This window comes from Burkholderia sp. AU45388 (genome assembly GCF_030481585.1).
Lineage (GTDB): Bacteria > Pseudomonadota > Gammaproteobacteria > Burkholderiales > Burkholderiaceae > Burkholderia > Burkholderia sola.
On sequence record NZ_JAUJPV010000017.1, the window covers coordinates 45,227 to 60,472 of the forward strand.

General features: G+C 66.2%; 12 protein-coding genes. 1 reads left to right on the forward strand and 11 read right to left on the reverse strand.

The features are described 5' to 3' along the window. Positions 1–8: 8 nt before the first annotated feature. From pstS to QZM72_RS24210, 5 genes are all read right to left on the reverse strand, one after another. Positions 9–1,043: a phosphate ABC transporter substrate-binding protein PstS gene (pstS, locus tag QZM72_RS24190; protein ID WP_089467136.1), complete on the reverse strand. Its 1,035-nt coding sequence runs from the start codon at positions 1,041–1,043 to the stop codon at positions 9–11. A gap of 420 nt (positions 1,044–1,463) precedes the next feature. Then, entirely contained in the window at positions 1,464–2,819 is a 1,356-nt protein-coding gene (gene glmM / locus QZM72_RS24195) for a phosphoglucosamine mutase (RefSeq protein ID WP_089467135.1), read from the reverse strand. Between the two features lie 32 nt (positions 2,820–2,851). Then, positions 2,852–3,793 carry a dihydropteroate synthase gene (gene folP / locus QZM72_RS24200; protein ID WP_301739429.1) on the reverse strand — a complete coding sequence of 314 codons (942 nt, stop codon included), beginning with the start codon at positions 3,791–3,793 and terminating at the stop codon, positions 2,852–2,854. A gap of 28 nt (positions 3,794–3,821) precedes the next feature. Then, positions 3,822–5,717, reverse strand: coding sequence for an ATP-dependent zinc metalloprotease FtsH (gene ftsH / locus QZM72_RS24205; protein WP_011694248.1), 1,896 nt, complete (start codon positions 5,715–5,717; stop codon positions 3,822–3,824). Positions 5,718–5,883: 166 nt separating this feature from the next. After that, on the reverse strand, positions 5,884–6,546 hold the full coding sequence (locus tag QZM72_RS24210) for an RlmE family RNA methyltransferase (protein ID WP_089467133.1): 663 nt from the start codon (positions 6,544–6,546) through the stop codon (positions 5,884–5,886). 193 nt (positions 6,547–6,739) lie between these two features. Here QZM72_RS24210 and QZM72_RS24215 point away from each other — a divergent pair, with 193 nt between their 5' ends. Continuing rightward, positions 6,740–7,267 carry a YhbY family RNA-binding protein gene (locus tag QZM72_RS24215; protein ID WP_089467132.1) on the forward strand — a complete coding sequence of 176 codons (528 nt, stop codon included), beginning with the start codon at positions 6,740–6,742 and terminating at the stop codon, positions 7,265–7,267. Positions 7,268–7,337: 70 nt separating this feature from the next. On the opposite strand, the gene QZM72_RS24220 is transcribed toward QZM72_RS24215, so the two are convergent. The 6 genes from QZM72_RS24220 to QZM72_RS24245 form a co-directional block, all read right to left on the reverse strand. Further along, the gene (locus QZM72_RS24220; protein WP_089467131.1) at positions 7,338–7,796 is read right to left on the reverse strand and encodes a DUF4149 domain-containing protein; all 459 of its coding nucleotides are present in this window, start codon (positions 7,794–7,796) and stop codon (positions 7,338–7,340) included. A gap of 14 nt (positions 7,797–7,810) precedes the next feature. Then, a complete protein-coding gene (gene greA / locus QZM72_RS24225) occupies positions 7,811–8,287 on the reverse strand; it encodes a transcription elongation factor GreA (protein ID WP_006476345.1) in 477 nt (158 codons plus the stop codon). 118 nt (positions 8,288–8,405) lie between these two features. Then, a complete protein-coding gene (gene carB / locus QZM72_RS24230; protein ID WP_301739430.1) occupies positions 8,406–11,660 on the reverse strand; it encodes a carbamoyl-phosphate synthase large subunit in 3,255 nt (1,084 codons plus the stop codon). Between the two features lie 49 nt (positions 11,661–11,709). Then, positions 11,710–12,369: a leucine efflux protein LeuE gene (gene leuE / locus QZM72_RS24235; protein WP_301739431.1), complete on the reverse strand. Its 660-nt coding sequence runs from the start codon at positions 12,367–12,369 to the stop codon at positions 11,710–11,712. 37 nt (positions 12,370–12,406) lie between these two features. Beyond that, positions 12,407–13,552, reverse strand: a complete 1,146-nt coding sequence (gene carA / locus QZM72_RS24240; RefSeq protein ID WP_301739432.1) for a glutamine-hydrolyzing carbamoyl-phosphate synthase small subunit — start codon at positions 13,550–13,552, stop codon at positions 12,407–12,409. A 364-nt stretch (positions 13,553–13,916) separates the two neighbouring features. Next, positions 13,917–15,140, reverse strand: coding sequence for a nitrate/nitrite transporter (locus tag QZM72_RS24245; RefSeq protein WP_301739433.1), 1,224 nt, complete (start codon positions 15,138–15,140; stop codon positions 13,917–13,919). Positions 15,141–15,246: the final 106 nt, after the last annotated feature.

Below are 15,246 nucleotides of genomic sequence, written 5' to 3' on the forward strand. Positions count from 1 at the left end.
TGCAATGCTTACTCGGCGGCGACCGGCTTGCCCGACGCGTCCGTCACCTTCGTCTTCCACTGCTTGCGGATTTCCGTCTCGACCGTCGCCGGCAGCGAGATGTAGTCGAGGCTGTCCGCAGCCTTCTCGCCGTTCTTGAACGCCCAGCTGAAGAACTTCAGCGTTTCCGCGCCCTGTTCCGGCTTGTCCTGCTTCGCGTGCAGCAGCACGAACGTCGCGCCGACGACCGGCCACGCTTCCTTGCCCGGCTGGTTCGTCAGGATCTGGTAGAACGACTTCGACCAGTTCGCGCCTGCCGCCGCGGCCTTGAACGTTTCCGTCTTCGGCTCGACCACCGTGCCCGTCGAATTCTTCAGGGCCGTGTAGGTCATGTTGTTCTTCTTCGCGTACGCCCACTCGACGTAGCCGATCGCACCCGGCAGGCGCTGCACGAAGGCCGCGACGCCGTCGTTGCCCTTGCCGCCCGTGCCCGTCGGCCAGTTGACCGTCGTGCCTTCGCCGATCTTCGACTTCCACTCGTCGTTGACCTTCGACAGGTAGTTCGTCCAGATGAAGCTCGTGCCCGAGCCGTCGGCGCGGCGGACCACGGCGATGTCCGTATCCGGCAGCTTGACCTTCGGGTTCAGCGCGACGATCGCCGGATCGTTCCACTTCTTGATCTTGCCGAGGTAGATGTCGCCGAGCACCGGGCCCGACAGCGTCAGTTCGCCGGCCTTCACGCCCGGCACGTTGACGACCGGCACCACGCCGCCGACCACCGTCGGGAACTGGAACAGGCCTTCCTTCGCGAGCTCCTCATCCTTCAGCGGAGCATCCGAACCTGCAAAATCGACCGTCTTCGCGTTGATCTGCTTCAGGCCGCCCGACGAACCGATACCTTGGTAGTTCACCTTCGCGCCGCCGGACTGCTGGTAGTCGGCAGCCCATTTCGTATAGATCGGCATGGCGAACGTGCTGCCTGCGCCCGTGATGTCGGCAGCTTGAGCGGCGACGGCGAAAAGCGCGCCAGCCAGGCCGGCAATCGCGGTTTGCATCAATTTCATGAGACCTCCAGTGTGTGAGCGGATGACTACGGCACCGCGAAGGTTAGGGGCTGCTCATGACGGTAATGTGACAATCGATGAAACTGGCGTGACAGTAACATGACTGGTTGAAAGGGAGTATCAGGTGGCGCGTCGGGGCGCGGGAGCGGCGCTGGCGGCAAGGATCGCCTGGCTCGGAGGGAGGGATGAACGCCGGGTTTTAAGCGACGTTCGGGCGCATCGTAGCGCAGCGTCGGCCGGAGGGAAAGCCCGGGCCGGCGGCAGGCAGGTTCCGGGGTCGGATGCCTGAGTCGATCGAAAAGGACGCGGTTGCCGGCGCTTGCTTCTATTAGGTAGCGCAAACCTTTGCGTCTGACGAAACGACGGCGCCCGAGGGCGCCGGCGCGCGGGCGGCCGGACCGGCGCGCGCGCCTGGCCGGATCAGGCCGTCGCGGCGCGCACCGCGTCGGCGATCGTCTCCGCGTGGCGCACCGCATCGACGGCCTGCTGCGCTTCGACCATCACGCGCAGCACGGGCTCCGTGCCCGATGCGCGGATCAGCACGCGACCGCTGCCGGCGAGCTCGGCTTCGGCGGCATCGATCGCAGCACGAATCGACGCACTGCCCTTCCAGTCGGCGCCCGGCTTCATCCGCACGTTGATCAGCTTCTGCGGGAACAGCGTGACGCCGTCAAGCACCTGCGCGAGGGTGCGGCCGCTGCGCTTGAGCGCGGCCAGCACGAGCAACGCCGACACGATGCCGTCGCCGGTCGAGTGCCGGTCGAGCGACAGGATGTGGCCCGACCCTTCCGCGCCGAGCTGCCAGCCGTGCTCGCGCAACTGCTCGAGCACGTAGCGGTCGCCGACCGCCGCACGGACGAATTTCACGCCCTCGCGCTGCAGCGCGACTTCGACGGCGAGGTTCGTCATCAGCGTGCCGACCGCGCCTTCGACCTTGCCGTCGGTCGCGATCCGGTCCTTCACGAGCACGTAGAGCAGCTCGTCACCGTTGTACAGGCGGCCGGTCGCGTCCACGACCTGCAAACGATCGGCGTCGCCGTCGAGCGCGATGCCGAGATCGGCATGGTTCGCCCGCACCGCGCGCACCAGCGCGTCCGGCGCGGTCGCGCCGACGCCGTCGTTGATGTTGAAGCCGTTCGGCGCGACGCCGATCGGAATGACGTCCGCGCCGAGCTCGTGGAACACGTGCGGCGCGATCTGGTACGCAGCGCCGTGCGCGCAATCGATCACGAGCTTCAGCCCACGCAGGTTGAACGCGGCCGGAAACGTGCTCTTGCAGAACTCGATGTAGCGGCCGGCCGCGTCGTCGAGGCGGCGGGCCTTGCCGAGACCGTCGGACGCCGCACATTCGAGCGGCTTGTCGAGCCACGCTTCGATCGCGGCTTCGGTGTCGTCGGGCAGCTTGTTGCCGTCGGCGGAGAAAAACTTGATCCCGTTGTCGTGATACGGGTTGTGCGACGCGCTGATCACGACACCGGCCGACAGGCGCAGCGCCCGCGTCAGATACGCGACGCCGGGCGTCGGCATCGGGCCGGCCAGCATCACGTCGACGCCGGCCGCCGAGAATCCGGCCTCGAGCGCGGCTTCGAGCATGTAGCCCGACACGCGCGTGTCCTTGCCGATCAGCACGGTCGGACGCGAGCCCGCTGCGACGTCGGCCGAGCCGGCCAGTACCTTGCCGGCCGCATAGCCGAGACGCAATACGAAGTCCGGCGTGATGGGCGCTTCGCCCACCGTGCCGCGAATACCGTCCGTGCCGAAATATCGACGTCCCATGGGGTCCTTCCTCCTTCGTCTTTCTGACTTGCTTATCGTTGCCGCGCGGCTGCGCGCACGGCATTCCATACTTTCAGCGCATCGACCGTCGCCGCGACGTCGTGCACGCGCACGATCGCGGCGCCCCGCTCGACCGCGCACAACGCGGCCGCCACGCTCGCCGCGACGCGCTCCATCGGCGGCTTGCCGCCGATCACCGCGCCGAGCATCGACTTGCGCGACATACCCGCGAGAATCGGATACGCACGCCCGTCGGGCCGCGCGGGCGCCGTGTCCGGCAACGCGGCCAACAGCGCATAGTTGTCGTCGACGACCGCCTTGCCGAATCCGAAGCCGGGATCGACGCAGATCCGCTCCGCCGCCACCCCCGCGTCGCGCAGCGCCTGCGCGCGCGCGGCAAGGAAATCGCGCACGTCGGTCACGACGTCGCCGTAGTCGGGCTCGCCGACCTGCATCGTCTGCGGCTCGCCAAGCATGTGCATCGCACACAGGCCGCTATTGCCGTCGCGCACCGCATCGATCGCGCCCGGCTGGCGGAACCCCCAGATGTCGTTGATCAGGTCCGCGCCGGCGGCCAGCGCCGCGCGCATCACGGCCGGCTTGTAGGTATCGATCGACAGCGGCACGTTCAGCGGCCGCAGCGCGTCGACGAGCGGAATCACGCGCGCGAGTTCCTCGTCGAGCGGCACCGGCGGCGCGCCGGGACGCGTCGATTCGCCGCCGATGTCGATGAGATCCGCACCGTCGGCGATCATCCGCTCCGCCTGGCGCAGCGCATCGTCGCGCACGAGGAAGCGGCCGCCGTCGGAGAACGAATCGGGCGTGGCGTTGAGGATGCCCATCACGAGCGGGCGCTCGAACGTCAGTTCGAAGCGGCCACACCGAAGCGGCGCGGGAATGAACGGGGACACTGCGGAATCGGACACGAGCAACGGGCGTGGATGAATGCAAAACGGGCCGGTGTGAAGCCACACCAGCCCGTGAACGGTGCTAAAGCGGAGATTATGCCGCCGGCGTAGCCGGCGCCGGCGCGCTGCCGGGCTTGACCTCGGCGCTGCCGCCGCCCGACGAATCGCCGCCGACAGCCGGCGAGCTCTTCGGCGAGCGTGGCGGACGACCTTCCATGATGTCGTTGATCTGATCGGCGTCGATCGTCTCCCACTCCATCAGCGCGGCCGTCATCGCCTCGACCTTGTCGCGGTTATCTTCGAGCAGGCGGCGTGCGAGATTGTACTGTTCGTCCAGCACGCGGCGGATTTCCGAGTCGACCTTCTGCTGCGTCGCTTCCGAGATCGTGCGCGTGAAGCCGCGGCCGAACGGCGAAGCATCGTTCTCGTCGTCGACGTAGACCATCGGCCCGAGCGCGTCGGTCATGCCGAATCGGGCAACCATCGCACGCGCGGTCTGCGTGGCCTTGTTGAAGTCGTCCGATGCGCCGGTGCTGACCAGGTTCATGAACAGCTCTTCGGCCACCCGGCCACCGAACAGGATCGCGAGGCGGTCCAGCAGGTAATCCTTCGAATACGTCTCGTTGTCATGCTCCGGCAACTGCCACGTGACGCCCAGCGCGCGACCGCGCGGGATGATCGTGACCTTGTGCACCGGGTCGGCCTTCGGCAGCAGCTTCGCGATCACCGCGTGGCCCGACTCGTGGTACGCGGTGGCGCGCTTCGCTTCCTCGCGGATCACGGCCGACTTGCGCTCCGGACCCATGAAGATCTTGTCCTTCGCGTCCTCGAAATCCTGCATCTCGACGATGCGCTTGCCGCGACGGGCGGCGAACAGCGCAGCCTCGTTCACGAGGTTCGCAAGATCGGCGCCCGAGAAACCCGGCGTGCCGCGTGCGATGACCGCCGCGTCGACGTCGTTCGCGATCGGCACCTTGCGCAGGTGCACGCGCATGATCTGCTCGCGGCCGCGGATGTCCGGCAGGCCGACATAGACCTGGCGGTCGAAACGGCCGGGACGCAACAGCGCCTTGTCGAGCACGTCGGAACGGTTGGTCGCGGCGATCACGATCACGCCCGAGTTCGCCTCGAAGCCGTCCATCTCGACGAGCATCTGGTTCAGCGTCTGTTCGCGCTCGTCGTTGCCGCCGCCCATGCCGGCGCCGCGATGACGGCCGACCGCGTCGATTTCGTCGATGAACACGATGCACGGCGCATGCTTCTTCGCCTGCTCGAACATGTCGCGCACACGAGCGGCGCCGACGCCGACGAACATTTCGACGAAGTCCGAACCCGAGATGCTGAAGAACGGCACCTTCGCTTCACCCGCGATCGCGCGGGCGAGCAGCGTCTTGCCGGTACCCGGGGGGCCGACCAGCAACACGCCGCGCGGAATGCGGCCGCCCAGCTTCTGGAATTTCTGCGGATCGCGCAGGAAGTCGACGAGCTCCGACACTTCTTCCTTCGCTTCGTCGCAGCCCGCGACGTCGGAGAAGTTCACCGCATTGTTGTTCTCGTCGATCAGCCGCGCACGCGATTTCCCGAACGAGAATGCGCCGCCTTTGCCGCCCCCCTGCATCTGCCTCATCATGTAGAACCAGAACACGATGATCAGGATCGTCGGCCCGAGATAGTACAGCGCGGACATCAGCGCATTCGGCTCGTCGTCGGCCTTGCCGCTGACCTGCACGCCGTACTTCATCAGATCGCCGACCATCCAGATGTCGCCGGGCGACACGATCTGGTATTTCTGGCCATCAGCCGGAGTGACGGTGAGGTTGCGCCCCTGAACGATGACGTTCTTGACCTTGCCGTTCTTGGCGTCGTCCATGAACTGCGAATAGGACACGCCTTCCTGGACGCGGGGCTTGTCGAACTGCTTGAACACCGTAAACAGCACCAGTGCGATCACCAGCCACACCGCTGCCTTCGAAAACATATTGTTGTTCAAAGCACCACTCCTTCACTCGTAGACGAGCGCCTACATTTTCCTTGCGGCGCCCCTCGGTCATTCTAATCCAGTCCGACCACCCCTGCCATAAGCATTGACAACCGCCGCGATAGCGCTTCGCTTGTCCGGCAAGGGCCGGAGCCCGTTTGCGGCATCGCGCTCCGCATCAACGCGGATGCTTCAATTGCCGACCCAAAATGAACGTTTCGGACGATTTGTCGCGGGATGCCTTGGGCTTGCGCGGCGCGACAACCTTAAACTGCTGTTTGAACTTCTCGACGATCTGGCTGTAGCCGCTGCCGTGAAAGCACTTCACGAGCAGCGCACCGTCCGGCTTCAGATGGTTCTGCGCGAATTCGAGCGCCAGATCGCAGAGATGCTCGATGCGCGCCGCGTCCGCCGAGGCCACGCCGGAGAGGTTGGGGGCCATGTCGGAAATAACAAGGTCCACCGCGCGGCCTTCGAGCACTTCTTCAAGCTGGCGGAGCACGTCGTCCTCGCGGAAGTCGCCCTGCAGGAAGTGGACGTCGGCGATCGGCTCCATCGGCAGGATGTCGAGCGCAACGATCGTGCCGTCGATGCCGCCTTCGCGCTCCGCGTCGCGCTTCCTGCCCTGCGCGAGCTTGTTGCGGGCATACTGGCTCCAGCTGCCCGGCGTGGCGCCGAGATCGACGATCACCTGGCCCGGACGGATCAGCTTGTCCTGCTCGTCGATTTCCTTCAGCTTGTACGCGGCGCGCGCGCGATAGCCCTCCCGCTGCGCCATTTTGACGTACGGGTCGTTGATGTGGTCGTGCAGCCAGTGCTGGTTGAAGCGGTTTTTTGCCATTCGAGAGAGAGATTGCTGCCCATTGCTTCGTGAAGCCGCGCTTTTAGCGGATAATACGCGTCTTCTTCGCGCGGCTGCGGCCCCTTTTCAGGCCCAAGCCGCGATTTTACGTGGTTTCGGCGCACGGCTGACGCGGTAACGTTCCGCGATCGCTTTTCAGTCGGCGCGCCCTTATTTAGATTTCGACATTTCCATGCCCGCCCTTTCGCTTTCTCCCGCCGAGCGCTCCGCGCTGCGCTCCCAGGCCCATGCGCTCAAGCCCGTCGTGCTGATCGGCGCCGAAGGGCTGACCGACGCCGTGCTCAAGGAAATCAAGGTGCACCTCGACGCGCACCAGCTGATCAAGATCCGCGTGTTCGGCGACGAGCGCGACGAGCGCATTGCGATCTACGACGAGATCTGCGATCGCCTGAACGCGGCGCCGATCCAGCACATCGGCAAGCTGCTGGTGATCTGGAAGCCCGAGGCCGCGGTGGCGGCCCCGTCACGCGGCCGTCGTGCCGGCGCGCTGCCCAGCGCGGCCGAAGCCGTCGACGACAAGAAAGGCCGTGCACCGCGCACCGTCAAAGTCGTCAAGGTGTCGCCGAACGCGAGCCCCGTACGCCGCCCGAGGCCGGTCAAGGTCACGGTGCGCGGCAACGAGCGCGTGACGGCAGGCGGCACCGTGAAGCGCGCGAAAAAGCGCCAGGCCAGCACGAAGCGGCCGTTCCAGGACAAGTAAAGCGCGCATGCGGCACGGATTCCCGTGCCGCCCTGCCCCCGTCGTTGCGCCATGCGCAGCGGCGCGGCGCTCAGGCGTCGCGCGCCGGCAGACGCCAGATCAGCATCAGCCCCAGCACGCTCTCGACGAGATAGAACACGCTCGACACGCCGTGCAGCATCCCGAAGCGGCTCGCATACGGCGAATTCGCGATATCGGTGCCCGCATCCATCGCGGCCACCCGCAGCGCGTTCATGAACGGCTGCAGCGCAAAATACCCGACCAGCACGCACACAACCATCGCGGCGACGATCCAGCGCACGCGGCGATATTCGGTGCTGCCGCGCCGCACCTGCTGATTCGACAACGCGAGCAGCAGCACGCCGCACACGACGCCGAGGATCGCCTCGATGCGGAACAGCTGGGCGGCGACCGAGCCGGCAGTCATCCGCTCCAGCGTCTTGAACAGGACGGGCGCGACCGCATACCCGATCGTCAGCAGGCTGCCGACCCACACGGCCGACAGCAGACGGAACACGCGATGCGGCATCACGTCGCCCCGCTTCAGATGTAGCTGACCGAGATGATTTCGTACTCGCGCACGCCGCTCGGCGCCTGCACGGCCGCGACGTCGCCTTCGGACTTGCCGATCAGCGCACGCGCGATCGGGGAGCTGACGGAGATCAGGCCGTGATCGATATCGGCTTCGTCGTCGCCGACGATCTGGTACTTGACGGTGTCGCCCGACTCGAGATCCTCGAGTTCGACCGTCGCGGCGAACACCACGCGGCCATCGGCGTCGAGCACCGTGGGATCGATGATTTGCGCGGCGGACAGCTTGGATTCGAGTTCCGCGATGCGGCCCTCGATAAAGCCCTGCTTTTCCTTCGCGGCGTCGTATTCGGCGTTTTCGGACAGATCGCCCTGTGCGCGGGCCTCCGCGATCGCGTTGATCACGGCCGGCCGCTCGACGGACTTGAGGCGCTGCAATTCATCGCGCAGTTGCTCCGCGCCACGCTTTGTCAACGGAATGGTGCTCATAAACGGCTCAATCGCTAAAAACGGCTATAAAAAAAATCACCGCGATTAAGCGCGCTTCCGATGCACTGGAAACACCGCCTAATCGCGGCACGTGTTGCTTCGACAGGTAACTGACTGCTTAGTTTAGGCGAGCGTGAAGACCTTGTAAATCATAGACTTCCAGATCCTTCAGGTAGCGCAAGCCTTCGACGGCCGCGCGCGCGCCCGACATCGTCGTGTAGTACGTGACCTTGTGCGCCTGCGCGCTCATGCGGATCGAACGCGAATCGGCGATCGCCTGGCGCGTCTCGTCGACCGTCGTGAACACGAGGGCGATCTCGCCGTTCTTGATCATGTCGACGATGTGCGGACGGCCGTCCTTCACCTTGTTCACGACCTTCACCGGCACGCCGGCCGCCTCGATCGCGGCAGCCGTGCCCTTGGTCGCGACGATCGGGTAGCCGAGGTCGTGCAGCATGCGCGCGACTTCGACGGCCTTCGGCTTGTCCGCGTCCATCACGGTCAGCAGCACCGTGCCCGACTCCGGCAGGCGCGAACCGGCCGCGAGTTGCGACTTGAACAGCGCTTCGCCGAACGTCTGGCCGACGCCCATCACTTCGCCGGTCGAACGCATTTCAGGCCCGAGGACCGGATCGACGGTCGGGAACTTGACGAACGGGAACACCGCTTCCTTCACGCTGAAGTACGGCGGCTCGACTTCCTTGGTCACGCCCTGCTGCGCGAGCTTCTGGCCGACCATCGCGCGCGCCGCGATCTTCGCGAGCGGCAGGCTGGTCGCCTTCGACACGTACGGCACCGTGCGCGACGCGCGCGGGTTCACTTCGAGCACGTAGATGATGTCCTGCTTCGAGCCGTCCGCCTGCGGTACCTGCTGGATCGCGAACTGCACGTTCATCAGGCCGACCACGTTCAGCGCCTTCGCCATCGCGCCCGTCTGGCGCTTCAGCTCGGCCACGGTTTCCTTCGACAGCGAGTACGGCGGCAGCGAGCATGCCGAGTCGCCCGAGTGGACGCCCGCCTGCTCGATGTGCTCCATCACGCCGCCGATGAACACGGCTTCGCCGTCGCAGATGCAGTCGACGTCGCACTCGATCGCGTCGTTCAGGAAGCGGTCGAGCAGCACCGGCGAATCGTTCGACACCTTCACGGCCTCGCGCATGTAGCGCTCGAGGTCGCGCGGCTCGTGGACGATTTCCATCGCGCGGCCGCCGAGCACGTACGACGGACGCACGACCAGCGGATAACCGATTTCGTCGGCCAGCGCGAGCGCTTCGTCTTCGGCGCGCGCGGTGCGGTTCGGCGGCTGGCGCAGGCCGAGATCCTGCAGCAGCTTCTGGAAGCGTTCGCGGTCTTCGGCCGCGTCGATCATGTCCGGCGACGTGCCGACGATCGGCACGCCGTGCGCCTCGAGGTCGAGCGCGAGCTTCAGCGGCGTCTGGCCGCCGTACTGGACGATCACGCCCACCGGCTTTTCCTTGTCGACGATCTCGAGCACGTCTTCGAGCGTCAGCGGCTCGAAATACAGGCGGTCGGACGTGTCGTAGTCGGTCGACACCGTTTCCGGGTTGCAGTTGACCATGATCGTTTCATAGCCGTCCTCGCGCATCGCGAGCGCCGCGTGCACGCAGCAGTAGTCGAACTCGATACCCTGGCCGATCCGGTTCGGGCCACCGCCCAGCACCATGATCTTCTTGTTCGTGGTCGGCTGCGCCTCGCACTCTTCCTCGTAGGTCGAGTACATGTACGCCGTTTTCGTCGCGAACTCGGCCGCGCACGTGTCCACGCGCTTGTAGACCGGGCGCACGTTCAGCTCGACGCGACGCTTGCGGACGTCTTCCGGCGTCGCGCCGAGCAGCTTCGCGAGACGGCGGTCGGAGAAGCCGCTCTGCTTCAGGTAGCGCAGCTCGTCGAACGTCAGCGACGCGAGCGTGCGGCCCGCGAGCGCCTTTTCCTTCAGGATGATCTGCTCGATCTGCTCGAGGAACCACGGGTCGATCGCGGTTTCCGCGAAGATTTCCTCGGCCGTCATGCCGATGCGGAACGCATCGCCGACGTACCAGATGCGGTCCGGGCCCGGCTCGTGGATCTCGATCGCGATCTCGTCGCGGTTGGTCGACTTCTCGTCGAGACCGTCGACCCCGACTTCGAGGCCGCGCAGCGCCTTCTGGAACGATTCCTGGAACGTGCGGCCGATCGCCATCACTTCGCCGACCGACTTCATCTGCGTGGTCAGGCGCGAATCGGCTTCGCGGAACTTCTCGAACGCGAAACGCGGGATCTTCGTGACGACGTAGTCGATCGTCGGCTCGAACGACGCCGGCGTCTGGCCGCCGGTGATTTCGTTCTTCAGCTCGTCGAGCGTGTAGCCGACCGCCAGCTTCGCGGCGACCTTCGCGATCGGGAAGCCGGTGGCCTTCGACGCGAGCGCCGACGAACGCGACACGCGCGGGTTCATCTCGATGACGACCATGCGGCCGTCCTTCGGGTTGATCGAGAACTGCACGTTCGAGCCGCCCGTGTCGACACCGATCTCGCGCAGCACCGCGAGCGACGCGTTACGCAGGATCTGGTATTCCTTGTCGGTGAGCGTCTGCGCGGGCGCGACCGTGATCGAGTCGCCGGTGTGCACGCCCATCGGGTCGAGGTTTTCGATCGAGCAGACGATGATGCAGTTGTCGGCGCGGTCGCGCACGACTTCCATCTCGTATTCCTTCCAGCCGAGCAGCGACTCTTCGATCAGCAGCTCGCGCGTGGGCGACAGGTCGAGACCGCGCTTGCAGATCTCTTCGAACTCTTCGCGGTTGTACGCGATGCCGCCGCCCGAGCCGCCGAGCGTGAACGACGGACGGATCACGATCGGGTAGCCGCTGCCGCCCGTCTCCGCCATGATCTGCGCGTGCACCTTGGTCGCTTCTTCCATCGAGTGCGCGATGCCCGACTTCGCGGAACCGAGACCGATCTTGGTCATCGCTTCCTTGAACTTCTGGCGGTCTTCGGCCTTGTCGATCGCTTCCGGCGATGCGCCGATCAGCTCGACGCCGAACTTCTCGAGCACGCCGTGGTGATGCAGGTCGAGCGCGCAGTTCAGCGCGGTCTGGCCGCCCATCGTCGGCAGGATCGCGTCCGGGCGCTCCTTCTCGATGATGCGCGCGACGACTTCCCACGTGATCGGCTCGATGTAGGTCACGTCGGCCGTGTTCGGGTCGGTCATGATCGTCGCCGGGTTGCTGTTGACGAGAACGACCTTGTAGCCCTCCTCACGCAACGCCTTGCAAGCCTGCGCGCCCGAATAGTCGAACTCGCACGCCTGGCCGATGATGATCGGGCCGGCGCCGATGATGAGGATGCTCTTGATGTCTGTGCGTTTTGGCATGGCTTATGAATTCAATAAGTAATCGTTGTCGTGGGTCGGCCGGCGGCGCTCAGCTCATGGTCGCGAGCGCCAGCTTCACCGAGAAACCGATGAACAGGCCGCCCACGCTGCTCGCCGCGCCTGCCGCGAGCTTGCGGCGGCGGCGGAAGTGCTCGGCGAGCCGCGCGCCCGCGAAGATCAGCGTGCTCAGGTACAGGAAGCTCGCGCATTGCGCGATCGCCCCGAGCACGGCGAACGACAGCGCGGGATGCGGGAATGCCGGGTCGACGAACTGGATGAAGAACGAGATGAAGAACAGGATGGCCTTCGGATTCAGCAGGCTCACGATCAGCGCTTTCCGGAACGGACGCTCGCCGTCGACCGCCTGCCGGGCCTCGACCGGCGCTTCGCCGCGCGCGCGCAGCTTGCTCCACGCGCTACGCAGCATCCCGGTGCCGATGTACAGCAGGTAGGCGGCGCCGCCGTACTTGACGACGGAGAACAGCAGCGGGTTCGCCTTCAGCAGCGACGCGACGCCCGCGGCCGACAGCACCATCAGCACCGTATCGCCGACGAACACGCCGCAGGCCGCGCGATACCCGGCCTTCACGCCGCGCTGCGCGGCGAGCGACAGCACGTACATCGAATTCGGCCCCGGCAGCAGGATGATGAAGATCACGCCGAACACGTAGGTCCAGATATCCGTGATGCCGAGTGCGTGGCCGAACATGATGTGAATCTCCCGTCCTTCGGTTGCGTCGATGACGTTAAGCGGTGCGCTGCTTCGCCGCGTCCATCAGCGCGGTGAAACGGTCGAACAGGTAGCCGATGTCGTGCGGGCCGGGCGACGCTTCCGGGTGACCCTGGAAGCAGAACGCCGGCTTGTCGGTCAGCTCGAAGCCCTGCAGCGTGCCGTCGAACAGCGACACGTGCGTCACGCGCGCATTGGCCGGCAGCGAATCGGCGTCGACCGCGAAGCCGTGGTTCTGCGACGTGATCACGACACGGCCGTCGCCGAGATCCTTCACCGGATGGTTCGCGCCGTGGTGGCCCGTCTTCATCTTCAGCGTCTTCGCGCCGACCGCGAGGCCCATGATCTGGTGGCCGAGGCAGATGCCGAAGGTCGGCACGCCGCGCTCGATGAATTCCTTCGTGGCCGCGATCGCGTAATCGCACGGCTCCGGGTCGCCGGGGCCGTTCGACAGGAAGACGCCGTCCGGATTCAGCGCGAGCGCATCGGCCGCGCTCGCCTGGGCGGGCAGCACCGTCACTTGGCAGCCGCGCTCCGCGAGCATCCGCAGGATGTTGTACTTGACGCCGAAGTCGTACGCGACGACGCGGTACTTCGGCGCTTCCTGCATGCCGTAGCCGCCTTCGAGACGCCATTCCGTCTGCTTCCACTCGTACGGCTTGGTGGTCGACACGACCTTCGCGAGATCCATGCCGGCGAGGCCCTCGAACGAGCGCGCGAGCTCGATCGCCTTCGCTTCGTCGTCGGAGCCCGTCAGGATGCAGCCGCTCTGCGCGCCCTTGTCGCGCAGGATGCGGGTCAGCTTGCGGGTGTCGATGCCGGCGATCGCGACGACGCCTTCGTCGCGCAGGTAGTCGCCGAGCGTGCGGTCCATGCGGAAGTTCGATGCGAGCGTCGGCAGATCGCGGATGATCAGGCCGGCGGCATGGACTTTCGTGGCTTCGACGTCTTCGGCGTTGACGCCGACGTTGCCGATATGCGGATAGGTGAGCGTGACGATCTGGCGCGAGTAGCTCGGATCAGTCAGGATTTCCTGATAGCCGGTGATCGCGGTATTGAACACGACTTCGCCGATCGTATGGCCTTCGGCCCCGATCGAATAACCACGAAAGACCGTGCCGTCGGCGAGTGCAAGCAAGGCGGGAGAAAAAGACGGCAACACGGGAGGCTCCTTGGGGAACACCCTGCTGCCGACCTGTTTACCCTGCCGCGCAAGCGCCGCGCTGCGTGGGCGCGCGCGGTCGCTAGCTGGACGCGGCCTGCATTGTCGAGACGCGAACCCGGCGCGTGGCGCACGAGGTTTCGCGGCATCGCCCGGCAGGCGGCGTGCGGCGGATGAACGGGATGAATGAGGTAGGCGCTAGGGTGCGAGGTTGATCAGCACAAACTTTCAAATTATAGCCTGAAAATGGCCCCATCTTCAATGGATATGGCCGTCCGATCGTGCGCGCACCGCGCTCGGCGGCGCAGCGCGCCGTGCTGCGGCCCCGTTTTCGCGGCCGCCTGCCCACCAGCGTACCGCCGGATCAGTGCGCTTGGCCAGCGCCGCCGCCGCGCGCGGGCCACACGTACCAGACCGCGCTCGCCAGTTGCAGCACGAGCAGCACGCCCCACGCGGTGAAATGCGCGGCGGCCGGATAACGGCCGTCGACCGCCGGCCAGTGCGACAGCACCGCGCCGACGCCGATCTGGAACGCGAAGATCAGCAGGAAGATCACGAGCGTGAGCGTCGTGTTCGCGCGGCCGATCAGATGGGCGGGAAAGTGGCCGGCCATTACCGCGTAGGTCAGGATGCCCACGCCGCCGAACATCCCGTACGCGGCCCACAGCACGGCCGGCGGCAACGGCACGCGCGCGACGATCGCGAGTTGCGTCGCGACGAACAGCGCCATGCCGATGCCGCAGGTGGCGTAGACCGACACGCCGCGCCGCTCGAGCACGCGCGCCGCCGCGCCGAAGCCGACGCAACCGGCCATCATCGCGAAACCGAGCACCGACACGAGGCGTGCGGCATGCGGCGCGTCGAACCCGCCGACATCGCGCAGATACGGCCCCACCCACAACGACTGCATCGCGTAGAACACGCCCTGCGTGACGACCGAGAACGACGCGATCTTCCAGAACGCGCGGCTCGTCAGGATGTGCCACGTGCCCTTGAACTGGCTGACGAGGCCGCCCTGGTGGCGCGCCTGTTGCGCGTCGGGCGCCCCGAAGCCGATCGAGGCCGCGACGACTACCGTCAGCACCGCGAGGCCGAAACAGATCGCGCGCCAGCTCGCCCAGCCGAGCAGCCAGGTCAGCGGCGAGCCGACCATCACGCCGCCGAGGCCGCCCACGGCCATCACCAAACCGTTCACGAGCGGCAGCCGGCCAACCGGGAAATGCTGCGCGAGCGCCTTGAACGCCGCACCGAGACACACCGATACGCCGACGCCGATCAGCAGCCGGCCGACCATCATCGTGCCGATGCCGTGCGCCGCGCCGAACACGGCCGCGCCGGCCGCCGCGAACAGCAGCATGCCGGCCGTCACGCGGCGCGGGCCGAAGTGGTCGAGCATCACGCCGGCCGGAATCTGCGCGCCCGCGAAGCCGAGGAAATAGAGGCTGGTGAGCAGGCCGAGATCGGCGGCCGACAGCCCGAGCTCGTGCGTGACGAACGGCGCGAAGCCCAGATTGACGCCGCGAAACACGTACGACACGAAATACCCGACCGAAAACAGCGCAAGCGCCCTCACCTGCATCGACGACATCGCCTCTCCTTGTTGGATGAAGACGCGCGACGCAGCGCCGCCGCGCACAAACGAAAACGCCGTCACCTCGGTGACGGCGTTTCGTCGAATTCGTCGGATGATAGCG